Annotated in this window: 1 pseudogene; it reads left to right on the forward strand. The window is 55.0% G+C overall.

The features are described from left to right. Nucleotides 1–425: pseudogene (locus AC1DRJ_RS32065) on the forward strand (endonuclease); the annotation flags it as partial. Nucleotides 426–540: the final 115 nt, after the last annotated feature.

The following is a 540-nucleotide window of genomic DNA, read 5'->3' on the forward strand; positions in this document are numbered from 1 at the left end:
CCTTTTACATGTTCGACCGATACAACCTGAGCATGTCTCGTCAGCAACAACAGCTACTGATGGCCTGGGACAAGCAGTACCCAGTTTCGGCGTGGGAGAAAGAGCGAGATCGACGCATTGCAGCAATCATGGGCCACTCCAACCCATTCGTAACTGGCGAGCGGCATTGGTCGCAAGGATACAAGGCAGTTGCTGATGGGGTAGTTAGCGCCGTCCCTGTTAATCCCCCGCGAGCAGCAGCCAAGCCTCCCCTCGCGAGCGTGACCGGGACAGGTGTGATCATCGGTAATCGAAAGAGCCAGGTGTACCACCTCTCAATGGGATGCCCTGGCTATGGTCAGGTGTCTGAATAAAACCAGGTCTCCTTCACATCAGAATCTGAGGCCCAAGCGGCAGGATATCGAAAGGCAGGCAACTGCAAGTAGTAGCTGCTTGTTGAATGCCGGTCTCGCGAAACCGATGCCGATGCCGATGCCGATGCCGATGCCGATGCCGAACATTAGGCTGAGACATGCGTCCGGCATTTGCTATTTTCATACT

This window comes from Pseudomonas sp. P5_B2, from assembly GCF_056400445.1.